The 22,276-nt window shown below is 75.9% G+C and carries 16 protein-coding genes; 7 read left to right on the plus strand and 9 right to left on the minus strand.

Annotated elements, in window-relative coordinates:
* From ACR807_RS32400 to ACR807_RS32410, 3 genes are all read right to left on the minus strand, one after another.
* Window positions 1-811: SGNH/GDSL hydrolase family protein (locus tag ACR807_RS32400; RefSeq protein ID WP_438925273.1), on the minus strand; the 811-nt coding region annotated here is incomplete at its 3' end.
* A 99-nt stretch (window positions 812-910) separates the two neighbouring features.
* The gene (locus tag ACR807_RS32405; protein ID WP_438925274.1) at window positions 911-1,165 is read right to left on the minus strand and encodes a hypothetical protein; all 255 of its coding nucleotides are present in this window, start codon (window positions 1,163-1,165) and stop codon (window positions 911-913) included.
* A complete protein-coding gene (locus tag ACR807_RS32410) occupies window positions 1,135-3,873 on the minus strand; it encodes a hypothetical protein (protein ID WP_438925275.1) in 2,739 nt (912 codons plus the stop codon). Before ACR807_RS32410 ends, ACR807_RS32405 begins: the two co-directional genes overlap by 31 nt.
* A 362-nt stretch (window positions 3,874-4,235) precedes the next feature.
* On the opposite strand from ACR807_RS32410, the gene ACR807_RS32415 reads away from it, so the two are divergent.
* Complete coding sequence (locus tag ACR807_RS32415) at window positions 4,236-6,026, plus strand: hypothetical protein (protein ID WP_438925276.1); 1,791 nt, start codon at window positions 4,236-4,238, stop codon at window positions 6,024-6,026.
* Window positions 6,027-6,073: 47 nt separating this feature from the next.
* On the opposite strand, the gene ACR807_RS32420 is transcribed toward ACR807_RS32415, so the two are convergent.
* A complete protein-coding gene (locus ACR807_RS32420; protein ID WP_438925277.1) occupies window positions 6,074-7,189 on the minus strand; it encodes an oxygenase MpaB family protein in 1,116 nt (371 codons plus the stop codon).
* Window positions 7,190-7,411: 222 nt separating this feature from the next.
* Here ACR807_RS32420 and ACR807_RS32425 point away from each other — a divergent pair, with 222 nt between their 5' ends.
* The 4 genes from ACR807_RS32425 (at window position 7,412) to ACR807_RS32440 (ending at window position 13,324) form a co-directional block, all read left to right on the plus strand.
* Entirely contained in the window at window positions 7,412-8,347 is a 936-nt protein-coding gene (locus tag ACR807_RS32425) for a Leg1-related protein (RefSeq protein WP_438925278.1), read from the plus strand.
* A gap of 120 nt (window positions 8,348-8,467) precedes the next feature.
* Window positions 8,468-9,334, plus strand: coding sequence for an SAM-dependent methyltransferase (locus tag ACR807_RS32430; protein WP_438925279.1), 867 nt, complete (start codon window positions 8,468-8,470; stop codon window positions 9,332-9,334).
* 106 nt (window positions 9,335-9,440) lie between these two features.
* A complete protein-coding gene (locus ACR807_RS32435) occupies window positions 9,441-10,007 on the plus strand; it encodes a hypothetical protein (protein ID WP_438925280.1) in 567 nt (188 codons plus the stop codon).
* A gap of 416 nt (window positions 10,008-10,423) precedes the next feature.
* On the plus strand, window positions 10,424-13,324 hold the full coding sequence (locus tag ACR807_RS32440; RefSeq protein ID WP_438925281.1) for a SpoIIE family protein phosphatase: 2,901 nt from the start codon (window positions 10,424-10,426) through the stop codon (window positions 13,322-13,324).
* Here ACR807_RS32440 and ACR807_RS32445 read toward each other — a convergent pair.
* The 5 genes from ACR807_RS32445 to ACR807_RS32465 form a co-directional block, all read right to left on the minus strand.
* Window positions 13,309-16,422, minus strand: coding sequence for a S8 family serine peptidase (locus ACR807_RS32445; protein ID WP_438925282.1), 3,114 nt, complete (start codon window positions 16,420-16,422; stop codon window positions 13,309-13,311). The genes ACR807_RS32440 and ACR807_RS32445 overlap by 16 nt on opposite strands.
* 402 nt (window positions 16,423-16,824) lie before the next feature.
* A complete protein-coding gene (locus ACR807_RS32450) occupies window positions 16,825-17,601 on the minus strand; it encodes an ABC transporter permease (RefSeq protein WP_438925283.1) in 777 nt (258 codons plus the stop codon).
* Window positions 17,598-18,377 (minus strand): ABC transporter ATP-binding protein, encoded by a 780-nt coding sequence (locus ACR807_RS32455; RefSeq protein ID WP_438925284.1) that lies wholly within the window; start codon window positions 18,375-18,377, stop codon window positions 17,598-17,600. The genes ACR807_RS32450 and ACR807_RS32455 overlap by 4 nt, the downstream gene beginning before the upstream one ends.
* Window positions 18,378-18,718: 341 nt before the next feature.
* A complete protein-coding gene (locus ACR807_RS32460; RefSeq protein ID WP_438925285.1) occupies window positions 18,719-20,395 on the minus strand; it encodes a ribonuclease J in 1,677 nt (558 codons plus the stop codon).
* A gap of 63 nt (window positions 20,396-20,458) precedes the next feature.
* Window positions 20,459-20,881 carry a MerR family transcriptional regulator gene (locus ACR807_RS32465; RefSeq protein ID WP_438925286.1) on the minus strand — a complete coding sequence of 141 codons (423 nt, stop codon included), beginning with the start codon at window positions 20,879-20,881 and terminating at the stop codon, window positions 20,459-20,461.
* 104 nt (window positions 20,882-20,985) lie between these two features.
* Between ACR807_RS32465 and ACR807_RS32470 the strand changes: the two genes are divergently transcribed.
* Together ACR807_RS32470 and ACR807_RS32475 are read left to right on the plus strand one after the other, a co-directional pair.
* The gene (locus ACR807_RS32470) at window positions 20,986-21,720 is read left to right on the plus strand and encodes a HEAT repeat domain-containing protein (protein ID WP_438925287.1); all 735 of its coding nucleotides are present in this window, start codon (window positions 20,986-20,988) and stop codon (window positions 21,718-21,720) included.
* On the plus strand, window positions 21,714-22,276 hold a 563-nt coding region (locus tag ACR807_RS32475; RefSeq protein ID WP_438925288.1), incomplete at its 3' end, for a MerR family transcriptional regulator. The genes ACR807_RS32470 and ACR807_RS32475, both read left to right, overlap by 7 nt.

Here is a 22,276-nt window from a genome sequence, read left to right on the forward strand (position 1 = left end):
CCACGCCCGCGGTGAGCGCGTTGAGCCGGGCGTAGTAGCCGTCGCGGTGACCCGCCGCGTTCGGGTGGTAGGACTCGTTGATCTTGTCCCACTCCAGGCTGGTCAGCCACTTCGTCCCGCTGGAGCACAGCGTGTGCGGGTCGAACACCGGCCGGGCGTCGAGGAACGTGAAGCCCGCTTCCGCCGCGCGCTGCGCCATGACCGCGGCCAGCGTGTCGGCGGCCGAGTTCAGCGCGTTGCGCTCGGTGTCGCTGAGCCCGAAGAGGCCGCAGGTGCCCCGGATCGTGTAGATCCGCGGGTAGCCGACCACGATGACCCGCGCCGACGGGGCCTTGGCCCGCACCGCCGCGTACACCTGGACGAGGGCGGGGGAGAGGTAGGCGTTGGCCGCCTGCTTGGCCAGCTCCACGCCGTTGACGCAGTCGCGGTCGTCGATGGTGAGGATGCAGTTGGTCAGCACGTCGACGAAGCCGACGTCGTTGCCGCCGACCTGGATGGTGACCAGGGTGGTGTCCGCCGTGAGCAGCGGGATCTGGTCCGTGATCACGTCGGCGGTCTTGGCGCCGGAGCAGGCGGCCTCCACGAACGCCACCGACGGGTGCGCCGCCGCCCACAGGCGGGGGTAGGTCAGCGGCCCGCGGCGGCAGGCGTCGTTGGGGTCGTCGTAGGTGCGGGTGCCGGGGGCGGTGGTGTACGAGTCGCCGATGGCGACGTACTTGCCCGCCAGGGGCGCGGCCTGCGCCGGTGCGGCGAGGACCGCGGTGGCGATCAGCGCCGCCAGTACGGGGAACAGGGCCCGTGGTGCGCGCATGGATCTCGTCTCCGGGGAGTTCGGGGGGAGAGCGGACACCACCATGCGTAACAGGTGATCTTGTGGGTGAATACCTCACCACAGGTACTAACGCGTAAACTATTCACATTGGCTGCGGACTTCGGCCCCGGAAGGCCCACCCCCGTTGCGACCGCCGGCCCAGTGCCGCTGCCCCAGGACGAGCGACACCCCCACCAGCACGGCCGCGCCGCCCGCCGCCAGCGCCACCACCGGCAGGCCGGTCGGGATCTCCAGGTGCGCGGTGATGCCGAGGATGCGCGACAGGCCCCACGGCAGCAGCGCCAGCTGGTCGTTCCACGCGGTCAGGGCGCGTTCCAGGCCCAGCACGGCCACCAGCCGCCCAGCACCGCCACCGGCGCGCCGGCCGCCATCAGCACGCGCCCCGCCGCGCCCGCGCGGCCCAAGCCGCCGCGCAGCGCCGCGTACGCCGCCGCGAAGGTGCCCAGGAACGCGGCGACCGCCGCCGTCGCGTACACCGCCCGCGCGGTCGGGTCGGTCCAGAACGAGAACCAGTAGAGCCCCGGCCCGCGCACCGCCAGCACGCCCAGCAGCAGCACCGAGCGCAGCAGCGCCACCGCGCCGACCGCCGCGCCGACCGCCGCCGCGACCCCGGGCGCCCGCCGGGTGGTCAGCCACAGCACCGCGGCGAACAGCGCCCACGCGCCCAGCGCCGGCACGAGGTGCGCGGGCGCGGCGAACCACGTGAGCACCGCGCGGCCCAGCACGACCGCGACCGCCGGCACCGCCCACACCAGCACCCGGTCGACGCGCGACGGCGACCCGCCCGGCCGCCACGGCCGGGTCAGCGCCCGCGCCCACGGCCTGCGCCACCCGAGGGCGAACAGCAGCCCCAGCCCCAGCAGCGCGCCCCGCGCCGCCCACGCCATCGCCTCGTCGCGCTCCGCCCGCGCCAGGCCGAGGTCGGCCGCGGTGAGGTTGTAGGCGGGCAGCGCCAGGTCGTCCCCGTACCGCCGCAGGTGCTCCGCCCGCAGCGCCCGGTACTCCACCGCCGCCGCCCGCGCCGCGTCCCGCGCGCCCCCGTCGCCGGTGTCGAGCCACTGGACGTGCCGCAGCGCCGAGGTCCGGTAGGCGGCGAGCACCCCGAACAGGTCGACCTGGTGGTCCAGGGCGGCGACGAACCGCTCCCGCAGCGCCGGGTCGCGCCACCCAGCCGGGTCGGTCCCGGCGACCAGCTCGCGCATCCGGCGGGCGGTGCCGGTCGCCGCCGCGCCCTCCGCGACCGCCTCGTCCACCCGGTCGCGCCCCACCGCGTAGACCGTGCCCCACGTGGCGCTGTCGCCGGTCGGGACGTCCCACTCGAAGATCCACATCATGGGTGGCGGCTCCAGGCCGAGCGCCCGCACCCGGTGGCGCGCGTACGGGCCGACGTACAGGCCCGCGGTGATCGCCTCGCGGGACAGCGCCAGCGCGCGGCACACCGCGTCCACCACGCCCGGGTCGTGCGAGAACGTGCGCCGCACCCAGTCCGCCGTGGCCTGCGCCGGGTCCAGGTCCGGGTCGCGCGCCAACCGCCCGGTGACGTGGGAGTTGAGGTCGTAGAGCTGCCAGAAACCCGTCCTCAGGTCCAGCAGCCGGGGCCCGGCGAGCAGCGGCCCGCCGCCCTGGCGCCACGTCCACACCCCCTCCACCCGCGGGTTGGCCAGGAACGTGCGCAGCGCGTGCCGGTGCAGCTCGCCGAGGTCGTTCGGCAGCGCGCCGGAACCCTCGAACTCCCGCCGGGACTGGAACTCCACGATCCGGCGGTGCCGCCCCACCAACAGGGTGTCGTTGAGCGGGAGGTGGCTGTAGAAGTCACCGAGGGTGTACTTGGTGGACACGATCAGGCGATCGTCGACCAGCTCGCCGAGGACCCGTTCGTAGACGTCGCGGTCGGTGTGCAGGTCGCCGACCTCGCCGATGCCGACGCTCCACGTGCGGAAGACGACCTGCCGGTCGTGCTCGGCCGCGACGTCCAGGAAGGCCCGCAGCATCGCCCGCACCGCCGCGGGCGTGGTGACCGCGATCTCCGAGGTGTAGTCCCAGCCGGCGAACCGGTAGGCCGACCCGCCCTCGCCGATCCGGACCATCACGCCGGCCGCGTACGGCAGTCGTGCGAACAGCTCCGCCAGCCCCGCCCGGTAGACCCGCCACAGCCGGTCGTCCTCGGTGCGCAGCCCGCCCACCTCGCGCTCCAGGAAGGCTTTCAACGGCGGTGACAGGGCGAGCATGTCGGTGGACAGGAACACGTCCACGCCCATGTCGTGCGCGTAGCGCCACACCGGGCCGAACGCGGCCACCATCGCCTCCGCCCGCTCCCGGTGCGGGTCGCCGGGCGGGTGCACGTCGAGCCCGTCGAACGTGACGTACTCCAGGAAACCCGGCACCACCACGGCGTTGTACCCGTCGGCCAGCGCGTGGTGCACCAGCGCGCGGAACTGGCGCGAGACGCCGTCCACCGCAGCGCGGTCGACGTAGGGCGCGCCCGGCAGGACCGCCGCACCCACCACGTCGGAGTTCAGCGAGTAGTCCGCGCCCGCGGCGAACCGCGCCGGGTCGTCGGGCAGCCCGACCGCGCCGAGGTCGGTCATCCGCAACCCGAGCCGCGGCGCGACCACCCGCCCGTCGGCGACCACCTCGGCCCCGGCGCGCACGCGGTCGGCCACGGCGTACAGGCCGGCCGCGAGCCCGTCCGGCGTGCTGCCGACCACGACCGGGCCGGGGTCGACCCGGTAGCCCTCGTCGGGCAGGCCGGGTTCCAGCCGCCCCAGGAGCCGCCCGTCGACGCCGACGACCGGCCGGGGACGGCCGCGTTCGACCAGGGCGTCGGCGACGGCGGAGGCCGCCAGCCGCACCCGGGGCTCGTCGGGGACGCCGATCGAGTCGACGTCCGGTGGTGGGGCGAGCGGGCGCGGCGGGGCGGCGACGGGCCGTTCGACCGGCACGTCCGCCGGCCGCACCTCCACCCGCAGCGCGTCGCCCAGCTGCCAGGCGACGGCACCGCCGATCCCGAGCAGCACCAGCACCACCGCCACCGCGCGCACCCGGCCATCGTCACACGGCCGGCGCGCCACCGGCCCCCGCCGCTTCGGGCCCGTCCGGCGCCGGGGGGCGCTCGGGGCAGCCGACGAGGACCGGGTGCCGGGGGAAGGTCGTCATGCGGCCCGGCCCGCGCACCGGATAGTCTGCCGACAGGACGACCCGGGGTCCCGGACCTGGTCACCCGCCGCCCCGACCCGGCCGACCGCCGTGCCCGCCGGGTGCCGATCACCGCCCGGGGCACCGAGGCGCGCCGACCGCGCGGCCCCTCGAACGCGTGGCGCGGACCGCCCGGCGCGAGAGGGCCACCCCGGCGGACGACCGCCGAGAGGCCCGCACCCGACCGCGGAACAGGGAGGCGTCAGGCGTGACCGAGTCCCCGGACGGCCGTGCGGTGTCCCCGGACGGCCGTGCGGTCCGCCGGGCCCTGCGCCCGCGGCGGACGTGGCCGTGGCCCGACCTGGAGGCCCGGGTCGCCGAGGTCCGGGGCTGGGCGGAGGCGGGCGTCGAGCTGGGCGGACCGCTGCGCCGGCTGACGTGGCCGGTCGTCCGGCGGCGCAACGCCGGGTTCGTGCCCGCCCTGCTGAGCCGGGGCGTCCCCGTGCCCGACGACGTCGTCGCGGCGGCGCGCCGGGCGCTGCGGGCGCTGGTGGGCGGGCACGCGCCGGACACCGCGTGGCGCCGGTACGCCCGGTGGCACGCGGAGCTGGACCCCGACGACGCGGCCGAGTGCCTGGCCGCCCTCGCGCGGACGCCGTCCCGGCACGAGACCGAGCGCTACCGCGCCTTCGACGCGCTGCACGGCATCTCCCCGGAACGCGCGGTGCCCGTCGCCGGGGAGCTGGTCCTCGACCCCCGCGTGCGGCGCACGGTCCGCATCCCCGTGGGGCAGGTGCTCGCCCGGCACGACCTGCCCACCGCGCTGGCCGTGTTCGAGCGGGTGGCCGCCCGGTCGGACGACGGCGCGGTGCTCAACGACGTGGCCGAGTTCTTCCGCCGCCACGACCCCGCCAGGGCGTTCGCCCTGTCCGCCACGACCGCCGCGAACCGCCGGCTGCCCGACGCCGAACGCCTCACCGCGGCGCGGCACGCCTTCGCGCACGACCCGGGCAGGGGTGTCGCGCTGCTCGCCGACCTCGTCGACGACGCGGCGGGGGACGACGCCCGCGGCGCGGCGCTGGACGAGCTGCGCCGGGTGGCCCCCGACCGCCTGGCCGGCCTGCTGGACGACCGCCGCCGCACCGCGGCGCCCGAGCGCAGGCTGTACCTCGCGCGGTACCTCGTCGAACGCCTCGGCCGGGGCCCGGAGGTGGTGGTCGACCTGGCGTCGGACCGGACCGTGCCGGTGGAGCTGCGGCTCCGGGCCCTCGACGTCGACCGGCGGGCCACCACGGCGGAGGTGCTGGAGGGCGTCGTCGCGGACGCCGGCGACGACTTCGGGGTCGCGGTGCGCGCCGTCGCCCTGCTGGCGCCGCTGTCGCCCGACTCCGCGTTCGAGCACCTGCACCGCGTCGCCACCGACCGGCGGTTCCCGTTCCGCGACCGGGCGCGGGCGGTGAAGGCGGCGGCCGGTCACCTGGGGCAGCGGCAGAGGACCGCGCTGCACCGGGACATGGCCCTGGGCGCGGCCACCGCGCGGGAACGGGCCGACGCCGTGGCCGCGCTGGTCAGGACCGACCCCCGGGAGGGCCGGGAGCTGTGCGCGCAGTTCGCCCGGCGCGGTGACCTGCCGGTCGACGAACGCCTGTGGTTCACGGGGAAGACCGGGTCCCGCACGGCCCTCGAACTCCTGCGCGGGTTCGTGCGCGACCGCGACGAGGACCCCGCGCTGCGGGTGAAGGCGGCGCGGGAGGCCGTCCTGAAGGGCGGCGACGAGGACGCCCACCTCCTCCGGCGGCTGGCGGCCACCCCCACGGTGCCGTACTCGTTCCGGAAGGGCCTCGTCGCGGACCTGGAGCCGGCGGACCGGACCGCCGTGCTCGGGACGATCGCCGACAGCGCGGCGGAGCACCCCGACACGCGCTTGGCGGCCGGCATCGCCCTGGGCGACCTGGACCCGGCGGGCGCGGCGGCGAAGCTCGACGAGCTGGCGCGGGACCGCCGCACGCCGCTGAGGACCAGGGGCCAGGCGCACGACGCCGCCGCCCGGCTGCGCTGACGCCCCCCGGCCGGCTGCGCTGACGCCGCCGCCCGGTGCGTACCGCGTCACCTCCCGGCGGCCTCCCAGCGCTCGCGCAGATCGGCCGGGATGGTGAGGGTCGTCGACTGGCCGTTGGTGAGGGTGCGGACGCTGCCGCCGAGCAGGATGGTGCCGGCGCGGTCGAGGATGGTGGTGGCCAGCGCGCTGGTGTCCTCGGAGCGCTCCAGCGCCCGCACCAGGCGCGTGCCCGCGCCGACCACGCGCGTCCAGCCCCGCGACTCCGGCACCTGCATCCAGTCGGCGACCTCGGGGGTGACGACCTGGCGCACCACGGCTGCGGCGATGCCGTCGAAGATCTTGCCGGGGAACAGCTTCTCGTAGAGGTCGAGCAGGTGGCGGGTGAGCGCCACGCCCTCCGGGGAGGGCCCGTAGGCGGCCTCGACCATCGCGGCGCTCAGCTCGCGCGCGTCCTCGACCGACTCGGGCACGGCCTCGACGGGGATGCCGAGCATGGCGCCCGCCGCCCGCCACACGTAGTAGTAGTCCCGGGCCTCCTGCTCGGTGACCGAGATGCCCATGCGGCGCATGCCCTCGATCACCTGCACGGAGAAGATCATCAGGCCGCCGACCATGTCCTGCTGGCACACCGGCACGCCGTCGGCGGCGACGTCCCAGCGGCCCGACGCGGTGAGGAAGTGGCGCACGGCGGCGTGGATGAGCCGCGTCTTCTGGATGGTGGGCACGAACGACCCGCCCGAGCCGAACGCGTCGCGGCCCATCATGTCCATCACGAACTGGGAGGTCTCCGACAGCCGCCGGTGGGGCTGGTTCAGGCCGTGGGTCCGCGTCAGCACCCGGGACGTGCGGGCGTGGGCGTAGCAGTTGACCATCGCGCCGAAGGTGAGCACCGAGGCGACGTGCACGCCGTCGTCGACGAAGAAGTCGTAGGCCCGCGCCACCCGTTCGGGGTCGACCCACGCCGGCGGGCTGTCGGTGGCGACCAGGAACTCCCGCACCGAGTCGGGCAGCTGCTCCGGGATCGGCTGGTCGTTGGTGCGGAAGTGCTCCAGCACCTCGTTGACGAGGCCGACCCGGTTCGTCGCGACGAGGTCGGCGACCACCGCGTCGGCGAGTGGATCGCCCTGGAACTTCAGGGCCTCGAAAGCGGCTGCGTCGATCACGGGGTCCCCCCTTCCACGTGTGTGCCACCACCTCATCGGTAGTGCGCCCGACGCACCAGGGCGCGTTCCGGTGAACGGGCGTACCGGAGCACCCACCCGCTGTACGCGCACCGCAGAAAGCGGGTCTCGAACGCGGGAAGGCCGGGCGCGGAGGGGTGATCGGGTGGTCGGTCGAGCGGATCTTCGTGGACACCGGCCGGCGGCGTGCGGAGAATCCCGGTCATGGCCCACCCCGAGGAGCTGGCTGCCCTGGACCTGCACCCGGTCTGGACGACGGCGGAGGAGCTGGGCGGGTCCTTCGACCCGTTCCGCTTCGAGCAGCGGATGGCCGCCTACCGGCTGATGATCCGCAGCACCAACGCGACGGGCGGGTTCGGCGCGGACAACCGGCGCAACCCGTTGTGGGGCCTGGTGTTCCAGCACCAGTGGCAGTTCCGCACCGGCCGGCTCGGCGTCCGCACGCGGGAGGACGGGCTGATCGACCCGGACTCGCCGTGGGGCTACGGCAACTACGCGCTCAGCGCCGTCCCGTGGCTGGGCGCCGTGGCCGCCGGGGTGGTGCCCCCGCTGCCGGTCGCCGACCCGCCGACCCGCTCCCGGTTCCGGTACGCGGTGGGCGGGGTCCCGCCGGAGGAGCTGGTCGACGCGGTGGCCGACTGGCGCGCCTACTTCACCCTGGTGAGCCGGTCCGCCGAGCAGGAACCCGCGCGCCGCGCCCTGTGGAAGGCGCACAAGACGTGCCTGGACGTGGTGGTCCGCGCGCTCGCCGACGTCGACACCGCGCCGTGGCCGGAGCTGGAGGTCGACTTCCTGCGCGGCTGGTGCCGGATGGTCGACTACCTGTGGGCGGCGGCGTGGCCGACGGACTTCGACTTCATGACCGAGCACGGCCTCGACGTGCTGCCCGAGTCACTGCTCAGCACGCCCGCCGACCTGGCCGCGCTGCCGCCGAAGGTGCACGGCAACGTCGTCAACGTGCTCAAGCTGGCCACCACCCCGAAGTGGCGCTACGCGCTGAACCTGGCCCTGTGGAAGCGCGTCATGCGCACCCCCGAAGCCCGCGCCCGCGTCCTCCCCCTGCTCGACGCGGTGTTCAACCCGAGCCCGGCCAACACCGCCGAGCGCCGCGCCCTCCTCGGCCACCTGCTGCGCCCCTGACGCCGGCGGGCCGTGCACGGCCCCGCGTTGCTTCCCCGGGGTGACTTCCGCCCACGGGGGTCGAACCAGTCGCTACCGTGGGGCGAGCCGCAACGCGAACCGCGCCGAGGAGGCCGACCGATGACGGCGACCGGTGATGGCACGACCCCGCCCACCCCCGAGGAGATCGGGGCCGGCTACGACCGGTTCACCGACCTGTACGGCATCGTCATCGGTGACGTCGGCCTGCACATCGGCCAGTGGTCCGAGCCCGGTGCGCGCGAACCCGCCTCGACCCTCGCCGACCTGGCCAACCGGGCGCAGGAGCGGCAGACCGAGCACCACATCAGGACCCTCGGCCTGCGCGCGGGCGAGCACCTGCTGGACATCGGCTGCGGCACCGGGATGCCCGCCGTCCGGGTGGCCCAGCGCACCGGGGGGCGCGTCACCGGCATCAACGTCAGCCGCGAGCACCTCGCCAGGGCCGGGGAGACGGCCAGGGCCGAGGGCGTCGCCGACCGCGTCTCGTTCCGCTACGGCGACGCCATGGCGCTCGACTTCCCCGACGGGTCGTTCGACGCCGCCCTGTCGATCGACGTCCACGCCCACCTGTCCGACCGCCAGGAGGCGTTCCGCGAGGCGTTCCGCGTGCTCAGGCCCGGCGGGCACTTCCTGATGAGCGAGTTCACCGTCCGGGGCACCCCGGACGAGGCGGGGATGGCGGCGTACCGGGAGGTCTGGCGCTCCATGCCCCCGACCACCCCCGCCGAGACCGTCGCCCGGGCGGCCGACGCCGGGTTCGAGTTGGTGAAGGTCGAGGACATGACGCAGAACTGCGCGTTCAGCGGCGAGCTGATGAGCCTGCTCTACACCGACCGGCGCGCCGAGGTCGTCGAGCGCTACGGCCCGGAGCTGGCCGAGCAGATGGACACCACCATGCCGCTGCTGCGCGCCTTCGTCCGCGACCACCTCGGCTCCTACCTCTTCCTCTTCCGCAAACCCGCCTGATCGCGGGCTCGCCGCAGTCCTGCGGGAGCGGCGGCGGCGAGGTGCAGGACCCTGTGACGGTGCGCGACCGGCCACGCGACCGGTCGGCCGGACCAGGGGTGGGAACATGCCGTTCTTCACGGACAAGCAGGGACGCGTCAGGCCGATCACGCCCAAGAAGGGCAACGGGGGCGCGGTGGTCGCCGGGGTCGCCGTGCTGGGGATCGTCGCCGGCGGCGGGGGAGCGACCTCGGTGGGCCTCGGCACGGCGGGGACGGCGTCCGAGGTGGGCGTGGGGTCGGTGCGGCTGGGCGGGTCGTCGGGGCAGCTGCGGGCGCGCAAGGACGAGGGGCGGAGGGCGGCGCGGCGCGGCGAGTTCGAGGGCGCCTGGCAGCGGATGGGGCTGCGGCAGGGCAAGCGGGTAGCCAGGCAGCAGGCCGAGTGCGTCACGGCCTCGTTCGGGCAGGTCCGGGACCTCGTGGACGTCCACGGCAGCGGCGACATCACCCCGCTGGGCGGGGAACTGCTGGGACTGGGCGGGATCACCTTCACCGGGCTGCGCTACGGCAGCGACATCGACGTCGGCGGGGCGGGCGTCACCGTCGCCGAGGCCGAGAACGCCCCCGGCGGGCAGTTCGACCACGACACCCTCGACGCCATCGCCGAGGTCGCCTCCTACCTGCCCCGCACCTGACCGGGCGCACTCCACCGCCGGCGGCGGCTCGCCCGAGGATGTCCGTTGTGGACAGCCGATCCCGGGCGGTGCCCACCCGGACGGGCCGCGGCGGGAGCAGTTGGCGATGCCGGCCGGGTGAACGTCCCTTACCGCTCCCGGCTGGAGCAGGGCGGTCGCCGTCGCCACGACGCTGCTCGGACCCGCCGAAAGGGTGCGGAACCCGACCTCGGTGGCCGTGCGCGGGCGCACCGCGCGCGTCCTCGGCGCCGCCACCGGCCCGGACCTGGTGCCGGCCACCCCGGGGTGACGGGTTTGAACCGCCCCCGGGAGGGGTAACGCGTGCTGGTGTTGACGAGGTGTGCCCCCCGCGCGCGACGCGGTTCCGCCCTGCCCCGGTCGGGCGCGGTCCGGCTGCCGTGCGCCGGTCGCCCCCGGTGACCGCGCGGGACGTCGGGCGCGGCGCCGACCTGACCGGCCTCGTCGACGACATGGGCGTCGTCGTCTGGGAGGCCGACGTGCCCTCCCGGCGCTTCACGTTCGTCTCCCGGTACGCCGAGGTGCTGCTCGGCCGCCCGGTGGACGAGTGGCTGGACGACGTGGGCACCCTGGTCCGCTGGGTCCACCCCGGTGACCGCGCCGAGGTGCTGCGCGCGTGGCGCACCGGCGCGGAGAAGGACTACGTCGAGCTGGAGTTCCGGGCCACCGCCGCGGACGGGCGCGTGCTGTGGCTGCGGTGCCGCGCGCAGGTGGCGCACGACGACGCCGGCGTCCCCGTGCGCGCCCGGGGGATGCTGGCCGACGTCACCCGGCGGAGGGTGGCCGAGCAGCAGGACCGCTTCCTCGCGGCGCTGGAGCGGCGGTTGCAGGGGGTCGACGACGCCGAGCAGGTCATGGCCGTCGTCACCCGGCTGCTGCGGGAGCACCTGGAGGCCGACCGGTGCGCCTACGCGCGGGTGGAGGCCGACGAGGACCACTTCGTGATGAGCGGCGACCACGCCACCGGCCTGCCGTCGCTGCGGGGCAGGTTCGCGATGTCGGCGTTCGGCGAGGGAGCGCTGCGGGCGATGCGGGCGGGGCGGCCGTGGATCGTGGCGGACGCGACCCTGGACCCGCGCCTGTCCGGTGACGACCGCGTCGCCTACGAGCGCACGGGCATCCGCGCCGTCGTGTCGGTGCCGCTGCTGCGCGGCGGCCGGTTCGTCGCCGGCCTGGCCGTGCACCAGGCGTCGGTCCGCCACTGGACGCCGGGGGAGGTCGAGCTGATCTCCGCGGTGGCCGGCCGGAGCTGGGAGTCGCTCCAGCGGGTGCACGCCGACCGGGCGCTGCGCGAGAGCGAGCAGCGGCACCGGCTGCTGGTCGAGCGGGCCACCGACGCCATCTGGGTCCTCGACCGCGACCTGCGGTTCGTCGAGGTGAACCCGGCGGCGTGCGCGGTGCTGGGCCGCTCGGCCGAGGAGCTGATCGGCACGCGGGCCACCGACCTCGTGGTGTCCGGCCGGACCGCCGGGGTGGGCGTGCCGGACGGCGACCCGGCCGCCGGGCACGTGGTGACCGAGGTGTGGCGGGTGCGGCGCGCGGACGGGGCGGTGATCGCCCTGGAGCTGGGCATGCGGACCACCCCGACCGGGGTGCAGGCCATCGGGCGCGACGTCACCGAGCGGCAGCGCGCCGAGGCCGAGCGCGAACTGCTGCTGCGGCGCGAGCACGAGATCGCCGAGGCGCTCCAGCGCAGCCTGCTGCCCCGCGAGCTGCCCGCGCTGGACCGGCTGGCGACCGCGGCCCGCTACCTGCCCGCGTCGACGTACGCGCAGATCGGCGGCGACTGGTACGACGTGCTGGAGCTGGACGGGACCTCGGTGGCGCTGTGCGTCGGCGACGTCGTGGGCAAGGGGCCGGCCGCCGCCGCCGTGATGGGGCAGCTGCGCACCGCCCTGGCCGGCTACCTGCTCGACGGGCACTCCCCGGCGGCGGCGCTGGAGCGCCTGGACGTGTTCGCCCGGCGGGTCAACGGCGCGACCGGCAGCACCTGCGCGTGCCTGACCTTCGACCACGCCACCGGGGTGCTGCGGTGGGCGCTGGCGGGCCACCCGCCGCCCCTGGTCGCGGACGCGGGCTCCGCGCGGTACCTGACCGGCGGGGGAGGGCCGGTGCTGGGCGTGCCGGGCCGCCCGCCCTACCCCGAGCAGGACTGCGAGCTGCCCGAGGGCGCGACGGTCGTGCTCTACACGGACGGGCTGGTCGAGCGCCGCGACGTCCCGTTCGACGAGGGCCTGGACCGGCTGCTCGCAGTCGTCCGCGACTCCGCCGCCGCGCCGCCCGCCGAACTGGCCGACATCGTGGCGGACACCCTGCTCGCGGACGGCCGGCACGACGACGTGGCGCTCGTCGTCACCCGCCACCTGCCGCGACCGCTGCGCTCCACGCTGCCCGCGCTACCGCCCTCGCTGACCGTCATGCGCCGCGAGGTCACCGCCTGGGCCGCCGCGGCGGGGCTGTCCGCGGACGCGCTCGACGACCTCCAGCTGGCCCTGGGCGAAGCGGCGGCCAACGTCGTGGACCACGCCTACGCGGACGGGACCGGCGACCTGGAGTACGAGCTGGCCACCACCGCCACCGGCGTGCACGTCACCGTGCGCGACCACGGCCGGTGGCGGCCCCCGCCCGCCGACCCGGGCCACCGCGGCCGGGGCGTGCGGATCATCCGGACGCTGACCGAGCAGGTCGTGTTCGACCGCCGCGAGGACGGCACCACCGTCGACTTCCACCTCACCCCGCAGCCGGACATCCCGCAGGCCGGCACCCCGCACACCGGCACCCCGGCCCGACCCGCCCCGACCTCGCCGCCGGCCTCGACCTCGCCGGCCGCAGCCCCGCCGGCCGAAGCCCCGCCGGTCGTGACCCTGCCGGTCGTGACCCTGCCTGCCGCAACCCGACCAGCCGCGCCGACCGCGTCCCCGTCGACGGCGGACGGGGACGTCGGCCTGGTGGACGACTCGACCGACGGGGCCACGCGCCTGCGGCTGACCGGCGAACTGGACACCGGCACGGTGGACGGGCTCCGCGAGGCCCTGCTGTTCCGCGTGGGCGGCGGCGACCACCGCCCCGTGGAGCTGGACCTCACCGACCTGCGCTACCTCAGCAGCTCGGGCGTCGCGCTGCTGCTGGACGCCGCGGCGGCGGCCGGCCGCGCCGGGCGGGCGTTCGCCCTGGTGGTGGCGGCCGGCTCCGCCCCGGCCCGCGTGCTGTCGCTGTCGGGGCTGGACGACCTGGGCACCAGGACGACGGGCCGGCCGGCCGCGGCGGCGGCCGGCGGCCCGCCTCAGCCGATCCGGTAGGCGCGCAGCACGGTCTGCCGGAAGGTGTTCCCGCGCACGTCCGCGCCCTCGACCCGCAGCGACGCGAACGCCCCCGCCGTGCCGGGGTGGCGCACCAGCGCGGTGCGCCCGAGGACCGGCACGCGGCTCCAGCTCCTCCCGTCGTCGAACGACGCCTCGACGCGCAGGTGCCGGATCGGCGCGCTCACCTGCTGCCCCACCACCAGCGGCACGGGCAGCAGCCGGCCCGGGGGCGCGGCGCCGTCGCGGTCCAGCCGGGGCGCGAACCGGACGGTGGTCAGCGGCAGCTCCCGGTCGCCCGCGGCGGAGCCGAACGTCCAGCTCCCGCTCACCTCGGTGGAGAAGTCCGACACGCCCGCCTCGCGCACCGCCCCGGTCTCCAGCCGGTACGCGGCCCGGCCGGCGGGCACGTCGAACGCGCCGCTGCCCGGCGCGGCGGTCTCGCCGACGAGCGCGCCGTCGCGGAACAGCGCCGTGCGCGCCGACGCGGTGCGCGACGTGCCCGCGTTGCCGGCCCCGTCGGTGAACAGCGGCAGGTCCAGCGCGATCCGGTCGCCCGCGCGGCGCAGGGCCGGTGACCCCCGGTCGGGCGCCGCCGGGCCGAACACCGGGACGTTCACGCTCTCCCGGTACACCCGGCCGGGCCGGTAGGTGCGGGTCGGGCTGGTGAACCGCGCCTCCGTGGTGCCCGACCGCCACTGCTCGGCGTGCCAGGTCCACCGGACGTCCTCGGTCGTCACGCGGTCGACGAACCCGCCGGACGGCCCGGAGCCCTGCGACCACGTGTACCCCCGGATGCCCGCCGCCTCGGACTCGCCGCCGTGCACCGCGGTCCGGCCCTCCGGGACCGGGCCGGACGACGTGCGGACCTCGGCCAGCTCGGACCTCGCGGGCGCGCGTTCCAACCCGGTGAACGACCTCCCGGTCGAGCCCCAGGCGAACCGGTAGCGGACCTTCGGGTCGGCACCCGGGTCGCCCTCGAACTCGGCGGCGACCTTGGCGGCGAACCGGTCGGCGGGCACCTCCGGCCCGGCGTGCCCGACCGCGAACCGGTCGTCGAAGCCGCCGAACAGCACCGCGATGCCCCAGCCGGTGGTCACGTCCCCGTGGTACCGCCTGGCCGTGATGACCGAGAGCATCCCCCGGGCGGCCGGGTCGGGCGCGGTGACCCGCACCGGTCCCGCCGTCCGGGCGTCCGCGGTCACCACCGCGTCCGCGGTGACCCGCAGCTCCGGCCGGTAGACGAGGGCGATGCCGCCACCGCCGGTGTCGACGACCCCGACCGCGAAGTAGTCGCCCCGGGGCAGCCGGGTGACGCCGCCGGGGACGTACCGCTCCGTGCCGGTGGTGACGTCGAACAGGCGCGTGCCCGCCTGCTGGGCGGGCTGCCCGTCGCGGCCCAGGTGCCGGAAGTCGACGTCGTAGCTCTCGACCTCGCGGCCGACCACCACGGGGGTGCGCAGCGCCGCGCCGCCCGTCGCCGTCGCGACGACCACACCGGCGTGGTCGCCGTCGCGGGAACCCACGCGGGTGTCCGCGGTGACGGTCACCGCGGCCTGACCGCCCGCGGGCACGACGACCTCGGCGGGTGAGGCGGTGAGCAGGCCCGCCGGGGCGGGTGCCCCGTCCGGTCCGGTCAGCTCCGCGCCGACGCGCAGGGTCACCGGCGCGGTCCCGGCGTTGCGGTAGAGCAGCTCCTTCGCGACCGGGGTGTCGTCGTGGTGCGGCCACGGCTGCGTGCCGAACGCGAGGCCGGCGGGCTCGGAGGTGACGACCTGGTCGACGGCGGCGGCCACGTCCAGGCGTCCCGCACCCTGGTCGTACGGGCCCAGCGCGGGGTTGGGCCGCGCCGAGGACGTCAGCGCCGCCTTGAGCCGCGCGCCGGTCCAGTCGGGGTGCCGCTGGGCGAGCAGGGCCGCCGCGCCCGCGACGTGCGGGGTGGCCATGGAGGTGCCGGACAGTGCCACGTGGTGCGCGTCGACGGGCGTGCCCGCGGTGCCCTTCGACGCCCTGGCCGCCACGATGCCCACGCCGGGCGCGGTGAGGTCGGGTTTGACCGCGCCGTCGCCGAGGCGGGGGCCCCGGCTGGAGAACGGCGCGAGGCCGTCCTGCCGGTCCACCGCGCCCACGGTCAGCGCGGCGTCGGCGCTGCCCGGCGAACCGATCGTGCCGGGGCGGCCCGCGTTGCCCGCGGCGACGACGAACAGCGTGCCGGTCTCGGCCGACAGGCGGTCGATCGCCGCCTCCAGGGGGTCGGTGCCGGGGGTGTCGGTGCCGCCGAGGCTGAGGTTGACGACGTCCGCGCCCTGCTCGACCGCCCAGTGCAGGCCCGCCAGGACCGCCGACTCGGAGCAGCTGGTCGTGGCGCACACCTTGCCGTCCAGCAGCCGCGCCCCGGGCGCGACGCCCCGGTAGCGCGGGCCCGTGCCGGCGATGGTGGAGGCGACGTGGGTGCCGTGGCCGACCGTGTCGGTGGCGTCCCCGCCGCCGGTGAGGTCGGCCTCGGCCACCTCCCGCCCCGCCAGCCCGGGGTGCCCGGCGTCGACGCCGGTGTCCAGCACGGCGACCAGGACGCCCTCACCGGTGAGCCCGGCCTCCCAGGCGGCGGGCGCGCCGACCTGAGCGGTGCTGCGGTCCAGGGCGAGCTGCCGCGTCCCGTCCAGCCAGACCTTCTCCACCGCCGGGTCGGCCATCAGCGCGCGGAACGCCGTCGCCGCCCCCGCCTTGGGCGCGTGCCCGGCGACGGCGCCCGCCGCGGGCAGGTCCCGGGCCGAGCGCAGGTCGCGGGCGGCCCGCAGGTCCCCGGACCGGGCACCGGTGACCAGCAGCGGCACGGAGTCGCGGCTCGCGTCGTCGTACCCCGTCCCGGCCAGGCCGGTCACGTCGAACAGCCGCCGGTCCAGCCTGCCCTCGTCCAGCGGCCGCAACGCGTCCGACGGGACGACGTGCTCGTGCCCGCCGTCCAGGAAGTGGTGGAAGTACACGTCTTCGCGGCCGGGCCCGGGGCGCATCGACACGACGCGACCGCCGTCGAGCGAGACCCGGTCCCCGGTCACCAGCGTGACGTCGACGTTCCCGGTGGGCGCCACCGCCGTCACGGCGGACACCACCGCGGGGGGCGCCGCCGGTGTCGCGGACGCCGGTGGCGCGCCGCTCGCGGCCACCAACCCCACCACTGCCGCAACACCCGTGCGGCGCAAGAGTTTCGTGCTCGGCACAGACACCTCCGGTCCGGTCGCGCGACAAGGCGCCACACCCGTGTCGGCCGGCGGACCGGACGTCGCGGAGCCCCGAACCCCTTCGACGCTAGTGACCCGCGCGGCGCGCGGAAGGGTGCCGGTGGACGATCGCGCCCGGACGAACAGGCCAACCCGCCGGTCGCGCCCGGACAGCCTCACCCGATCGGCCACCGCAGCCCGGGTGGCCGGACGACCCCGCCCCGGGCACCGGCAGGCCAGCCACCGGTGCCGCGGTCGTCCTCACGCCCGCCGCGGTCGGCCTCAGGAGGTCTTCCGCCGGTAGGCGGCCGTGGCGAAGGCGTAGGCGACGACGAGGGTGCCGACGCACCAGGCGAGGGCGACCCAGAGGTCGGTCCCGACCGGCTGCTGCGCGAACAGGGCCCGGAGGGAGTTGACGATGGACGTCACCGGCTGGTGCTCGGCGAAGGCCCGCACCGGACCGGGCATGGTCTCGGTGGGCACGAAGGCCGAGCTGAGGAACGGCAGGAACACGAGCGGGTAGGAGAACGCGCTCGCGCCGTCCACGGACTTCGCGGTGAGGCCGGGGATGACGGCCAGCCACGTCAGCGCCAGGGTGAACAGGAACAGGATGCCCGCGACCGCGAGCCACGCCCCTGGTCCCGCGCCCGAGCGGAAGCCCATGAGGAGGGCGACGAGCACGACGACCACGAGCGAGGCCAAGGTGGCCACCAGTGAGGTCACCACGTGCGCCCACAGCACGGCCGACCGCGCGATCGGCATGGACCGGAACCGCTCGAAGATCCCGCCCTTCAGGTCCAGGAAGAGGCGGAACGCGGTGTAGGAGATGCCCGAGGCGACCGTGATGAGCAGGATGCCGGGCAGCAGGTACCCCACGTAGAAGTCCGAGCCGGAGCCCGGACCCGTGTCGATCGCGCCGCCGAAGACGTAGACGAACATCAGCATCATCGCGATCGGCACGACCGCGGTGGTGATGATGGTGTCCGGGCTGCGGGCGACGTGGCGCAGCGACCGTCCCAGCAGGACCGAGGTGTCGCCGGCGAAGTGCTTGGTCGTCATCGTTCCCGCCCCTTGTCCCCGACGAGCGCGAGGAAGACGTCTTCCAGCGTCGGCTGCTTCTCGACGTACTCGACCTCGGCGGGCGGGAGCAGCTCCTTCAGCTCGGCGAGGGTGCCGTCCACGACGATCCGGCCCTCGTGGAGGATCGCGATCCGGTCGGCGAGCTGCTCGGCCTCGTCCAGGTACTGCGTGGTGAGCAGCACCGTGGTGCCCCCGGCGGTCAGCTCCTCGACGGCCCGCCACACCTCGATGCGCCCCTGCGGGTCGAGCCCGGTGGTGGGCTCGTCGAGGAAGACGACCGGCGGGTTCCCGACGAGGCTCATCGCGAGGTCGAGCCGGCGGCGCATGCCGCCGGAGTACGTCGCCACCCGCCGCCCGCCCGCGTCGGTGAGCGAGAAGCGGCCGAGCAGCTCGTCCGCGATCGCGCCGGGGTCCCCGAGGTGCCGCAGCCGGGCGACCAGGACGAGGTTCTCCCGCCCGGTGAGGATGTCGTCGACGGCGGCGAACTGCCCGGTGAGGCTGATGGACTCCCGCACGTCCCCGCCCCGCGCGGTGACGTCGAAGCCGTTGACGACGGCGGTCCCGGCGTCGGGCGCGAGCAGCGTGGACAGGATCTTCACGACCGTGGTCTTGCCCGCGCCGTTCGAGCCGAGCAGGGCGAAGACGCTGCCCCGCGCCACGTCGAGGTCCACCCCGCGCAGGACCGCCAGGTCCCCGTAGGACTTCTCCAGGCCCCGCACGCGGATCGCGGGCCCGGTGGTCGGCGGTGCCGTCACGGTCGGGCACCCCCGCCCGATCCGGCGGGGGCCGCCGTAGCCCGGTGGCCCCCCGGAAGCCGCCGCGTGCGCGCCTCGCACGCCCGCCGGTGCCGTTCGTCGCCGATCGCCCTCGGCGTCGGGTCTGCTGTCCGCACCCTCGTCCACCCCTTCGTCGCTGCCCGTCCGTCGAGGTGTCGCCCTCGAACCGGTCACGGCGCAACGATCGCCGGCGGCGCTGACACGGCGCAGCCACGGCGCTGACACCGGGGTCGGCCCGGGGTGGGCGGGCCGACCGCGTCCCCGGTCCGCCCGCCGCGGGGACGCGGGTGGGACCGGGGGAGTCGGGGACGGGCGGGGCCTTACGCCTCGATCACCACCGGGATGACCACGGGGCGCCGGCGGTGGGTCCGGTGCGCCCAGTACTGGACCTCCCGGCCGACCAGCCGCTCCAGCTCCTCGAAGTCGGTGACCCCGCGCTCGCTCGCGCCGGCGAGGGCCTTCTCGATGGCGGGGACGGCGGGGGCGAAGGTCGAGGCGTCGTGCTCGAAGCCGTGGGCGATGAAGTCCGGCGGCTCGGCCAGCCGGCGGGTGTCGAGGTCGACGATCGCCACGACGGTGATGACGCCCTCCTCGCCGAGGGTGCGGCGCTGGGCCAGCGACGCCTCGGTGACGCCGCCCACGGTCTGCCCGTCCACGTAGACGTTGTGGATCTCGACCTTGCCGGTGACCTGGACGCGCCCGTCCTGGAGGTCGATGACGTGCCCGTTGGCGGCGATCGGCACCCGGTCGCGGTGCACGCCGGTCCGGACGGCCAGCTCGGCGTTGGCCCGCAGGTGGCGCGCCTCGCCGTGCACGGGCAGCACGTTGGCCGGCTGCACGATGTTGTAGCAGTAGACCAGCTCGCCGGCGCTGGCGTGGCCGGAGACGTGCACCTTGGCGTTGCCCTTGTGCACCACGTTCGCGCCGCGGTCGATCAGGCCGTTGATGACCCGGTAGATGGCGTTCTCGTTGCCGGGGATCAGCGAGCTGGCCAGCAGGACGGTGTCGCCCTCCTCGACCTGGATGGAGTGGTCGCCACCGGCCATCCGGGACAGCGCCGCCATGGGCTCGCCCTGGGAGCCGGTGCAGACCAGCGTCACCTGGTGGGGCTTGAGCCGGTCCATCCGCTTGATGTCCACGACCAGGCCGTCGGGCACCTTGAGGTAGCCCAGCTCGGTGGCCACGGCCATGTTGCGGACCATGGAGCGGCCGACGAAGGCGACCTTGCGGCCGTGCGCGTGGGCGGCGTCGAGGACCTGCTGGATGCGGTGCACGTGGCTGGCGAAGCTGGAGACGATCACCCGGCGCGGCGTGGTGCGGAACACCTCGTCGATGGCGGGCGCGAGGTCGCGCTCGGCGGTGGTGAAGCCGGGCACGTCGGCGTTGGTGGAGTCGACCAGGAACAGGTCGACGCCCTCCTCGCCCAGGCGGGCGAACGCGCGCAGGTCGGTGATCCGCCCGTCGAGCGGGAACTGGTCCATCTTGAAGTCGCCGGTGTGCAGCACGAGCCCGGCGGAGGTGCGGATCGCGACCGCCAGGCTGTCCGGGATGGAGTGGTTGACCGCCAGGAACTCCAGGTCGAACGGCCCGCGCACCAGCCGCCGGCCCTCGGCCACCTCGACCGCGACCGGTGTGATGCGGTGCTCGACCAGCTTGGCCGTCAGCAGGGCCAGGGTCAGGCGGGAGCCGACGACGGGGATGTCGGGGCGTTCGCGCAGCAGGTAGGGCACCCCGCCGATGTGGTCCTCGTGGCCGTGGGTGAGCACGACCGCGACGACGTCGGACAGGCGGTCGCGGATCCAGGTCCAGTCGGGGAGGATGACGTCCACGCCGGGCTGGTGCTCCTCGGGGAACAGCACCCCGCAGTCCACGATCAGCAGCTTGCCCTCGTGTTCGAACACGGTCATGTTGCGGCCGATCTCGCCGAGCCCTCCCAGGGCGACGATCCGCAGGGCCTCGGGGGCGAGCGGCGGCGGCGGGGTGGAAATTCGAGCCATGGTCACACCCTCACGTTACGTCAGAGTGTGGTCGGGCCGTGAGGCACCCGGTCGTTCGGGTGCTCAGCCGGTGGGCAGGTGCGCACGCAGGGTGGCGGCGAAGTCCTCGGCGATGCGCAGCTGGGCGCGCAGCTCGTCGCAGCGCTCCTCGGCCGCGGTGTGGAACTGCGCCAGCCGGTCGAGGTCCTTGTCCCGCTCGGGGGCGTCGGGGGTGGCCAGTCCGTCGAGGATGGTGAGCAGCTCGCGCATCTCCTCCAGGTGGAACCCCAGCGGCTTCATGCGCTTGATCACCTGGAGGCGGTCGACGTCGGGTTCGGCGTAGAGGCGGAACCCGCCCTGGCTCCGGGCGCTGGGGACGACGAGACCGACCTCCTCGTAGTAGCGGATGGTGCGCAGCGACAGGCCGGTCCGCTCGGCCACCTCGCCGATCTGCATCTTCCCGCCCACGTAGTCCCTTCCGACGCCGAACCCCGGTGATTCCACCATTGTGGCACCAGGTGCGGCGGGGGCCGTGCGTCCGCCCGACCGGCGCGGGGGTGGCCACGGGCTTGACCTTGACACGGTGACAAGGTGTCCACTGGGCGCAGGAGGTGGTCCCGATCAACACGACAAGCGGAACCCCGCGGCACACCCGGGTGGCCGGCGCCCTGCGCGCCGAGGACCCGTCGACCAGGCTCCGGGCGGCCCTGGCGGCCGGCTCGGACCCCGACCCCGGCCTGCTGGAGGTGCTCGTCGAGCGGTGCGCGGTCGAGCCGGACTTCTTCGTGCGGGACATGCTGTCCTGGGCGCTGACCCGCCTCCCGCCGGACGTCACCCTGCCCCGGGTCCGCGAGGAGCTCCGCTCCGGGCGTCCCCGGGCCCGCGGCCAGGCGCTGCACACGCTCTCCAAGGTCGGCGACCGGCGCGCGTGGGCCTGGATCACCCGCGACCTGCTGCGCGACGCCGACGACGAGGTCGCGCGCACGGCGTGGCGTACGGCGGTCGCGCTCGTGCCCGAGGACGGGAAGGAGGCCCTGGCCGGTGAGCTGGTCGCGCAGCTCGGCCGCGGCGACCGCACCGTGCGGCTGAGCCTGAGCCGGGCCCTCGTCGACCTCGGCGACGTGGTCGAACCCGCCCTGGAGGAGGCGGCGGCGGACCCCGACCCGGAGCGGGCCGAGCACGCCCGCGCCACCGCGTTCCTCCTGCGCGACCCGGAGACCGGGTTCGACGCGGCCGTCGAGGAGGCGAGGCGGGTCGTCGCGCTCGGTCCCGAGCGGGCCGCCGCCGTCGCCCGGTCCGCGGGGGCCGCGGGGGCGGTGGGGTCCGTGGGGTCTGCGGGGTGCTGATCGGGGACGTGTCCCGCCACTCGGGGGTGAGCACCCGGATGCTCCGGCACTACGACGCCCTCGGCCTGGTGCGCCCGACCGGCCGCACCGTCGGCGGCTACCGCGAGTACTCCGCCGAGGACGTCCGCAGGATCTTCCACGTGGAGGCCCTGCGGTCCCTCGGGCTCTCGCTCAAGCAGATCGGGCGCGCCCTGGAGGACCCGGCCTTCACGCCGTCCGCCGTGGTCGGCGACCTCATCCGGTGGACGGAGGACCGCCTGGAGCGGGACCGGGAGCTGCTCGACCGGCTCCGCGCGATCGACGCGTCGGCGCCCGCCGGGTGGCAGGGCGTGCTGCGCATCGTCGAGCTCGTGCAGGGGCTCGGCTCGGCCAGCGCCGCGCGCAGGCAGCAGGCCGTCCTGACCCGGCCGGAGGGCGCGCCCGCCCCCGCCGAGCTGCTGGCCGGGGCGGTCCTGGCCGAAACCGACCCCCACGTCGCGGGCGCCCTGCGCTGGGCCCTCGCCCGGTCGGGTGGCGACGGCACGGCGACGCTGGCCGCCGGCGCGCGCTCGGCGGA

The sequence above is a fragment of the Saccharothrix sabaoui genome, from assembly GCF_051756985.1.
In the GTDB taxonomy this organism is placed as follows: Bacteria; Actinomycetota; Actinomycetes; order Mycobacteriales; family Pseudonocardiaceae; genus Actinosynnema.

Coding starts and splice junctions, on each gene's coding strand:
- ACR807_RS32460 (WP_438925285.1), bottom strand. CDS start 20,395: ATGGCTCGAATTTCCACCCCGCCGCCGCCGCTCGCCCCCGAGGCCCTG.
- ACR807_RS32465 (WP_438925286.1), bottom strand. CDS start 20,881: ATGGTGGAATCACCGGGGTTCGGCGTCGGAAGGGACTACGTGGGCGGG.
- ACR807_RS32435 (WP_438925280.1), top strand. CDS start 9,441: ATGCCGTTCTTCACGGACAAGCAGGGACGCGTCAGGCCGATCACGCCC.
- ACR807_RS32425 (WP_438925278.1), top strand. CDS start 7,412: ATGGCCCACCCCGAGGAGCTGGCTGCCCTGGACCTGCACCCGGTCTGG.
- ACR807_RS32430 (WP_438925279.1), top strand. CDS start 8,468: ATGACGGCGACCGGTGATGGCACGACCCCGCCCACCCCCGAGGAGATC.
- ACR807_RS32450 (WP_438925283.1), bottom strand. CDS start 17,601: ATGACGACCAAGCACTTCGCCGGCGACACCTCGGTCCTGCTGGGACGG.